Below are 1,409 nucleotides of genomic sequence, written 5' to 3'. Positions count from 1 at the left end.
GTCCCACGGGTGCGGCGGATCGAACGGGTGGTGCGGCTTGACGAAAGAGACGTGCAGGGCGTGGTCGCTGTCGGGGTTCCAGGTCTCGAGTTCCCGCACGGCGCGGTCGCCGATCCACGTCGTGGAATGCCATTCCTCGGGCAGATCCGAGGGCTGGGTGCCGAAGGTGGCCCAGTAGTCCGCGGGTGCCGAGGGTCTGAGGTGGTCTTCTTGGTCGGTGAGGTCGACGACGGGGGCGAGGCCGGCCGCGCGGAGATCGCGATGGTAGTCATCGTCGTACCGGCCAGGGCCGTGCTGCTCGGCGAGCTGCATCCGCTGATACCCGACGTCGAGGTAGGTGGGCGTGAAGTGCATCTTGCCGACGGCCGCGGTGTCGTAGCCAGCACGGGAGAGCGCCCGCGGGAAGGTGTCGAAGCCGGGTGCGAGCGTGCTGTGATTGGTCCACGCCCCGTGCTGGTGCGGGTACAGGCCGCTGAGCATCGAGTACCGCGACGGCGTACAGACCGGCAGGGCGCAGAACGCCGACCGGTACCGGACGCCGCCGGCGGCAAGCCGATCCAGGTGCGGGGTACGCACGTCCGGATGCCCGGCGGCACCCAGACAGTCCCAGCGGAACTGATCGGCCTGAATCATCAACACGTTCGGCCGGTTTGTCCGGCTCATGAGACGCTGACCTGGAGGTTCGAGCCCGTGAGATACTTCGGGGCTCGGTCGAGCGTCATGGTCACCTGGCCGTTGTGCGGGGTCAGTGTTCTGCTGACGCCGACCAGGTTGGTGACGGTGACCGGTTCGGTGGTCTGAATGGTGAGCCTGATCTGGCCGTTCCCGTCGCCCCACATCATCCGGGTCTGGTCACCGTTCGCGCGGTTGAAGACATAGCTGGAGGCGCCGGATCCGAGTTGTTCGATGTGGTCGAACTCGGTGCCGGTCAGCTGCCGGGTGGTCACCGCATACGTCACGTACCCGGGCTTGGGTGTCCATCGTCCGGCGGGTTCGTCGGTGTTGTGGACCAGGCCGAAGTTCTCGCCACGGATGGCCGGATCGGGTTGGGCGACGTCGTTCATGAACTCGTAGTAGAAGTAACGCTCCACGCCCGTGGCCATCGCGACCGCGTGCGCCTGCGGGACATACCTGGCTTGGGTGGCTTCGGTGACTCCCAGCGGACCGGTATAGGTTGGCCAGCCTTGTTCGGTCACCCAGATCGGGATCAGCTCACCGTCGTTGTATTCGCGGATCAGGTCTTTGATCTCATTCATGTGCGATGTGACGTCCGCCGGTTCGTGCGGGTAGTTGTACGTGTGGATCGCCAACGCGTCCATGTAGTCCAGGCCGCCGAGCTGGAACAACCTCTCGAGCCATTCCTTCGGGGCGATGTCATGGTTGGGCTTGTCCCGAGCAACACCGGTGGG

General features: G+C 65.5%; 2 protein-coding genes. Both read right to left on the bottom strand.

Annotated features, from left to right (window positions below; translation table 11 throughout):
* Positions 1–663, bottom strand: a 663-nt coding sequence (locus ELR45_RS38900; RefSeq protein WP_205857147.1) for a sulfatase-like hydrolase/transferase, incomplete at its 3' end; no start/stop codon positions are given.
* On the bottom strand, positions 660–1,409 hold a 750-nt coding region (locus tag ELR45_RS38895; protein ID WP_205857146.1), incomplete at its 5' end, for a glycosyl hydrolase. The genes ELR45_RS38895 and ELR45_RS38900, both read right to left, overlap by 4 nt.

Source organism: Phytoactinopolyspora endophytica, assembly GCF_004138495.1.
GTDB classification, from domain to species: Bacteria; Actinomycetota; Actinomycetes; order Jiangellales; family Jiangellaceae; genus Phytoactinopolyspora; species Phytoactinopolyspora endophytica.
The sequence above is the reverse complement of the archived record's forward strand: the minus strand, read 5'-3'. Positions and strand labels throughout refer to the sequence as shown.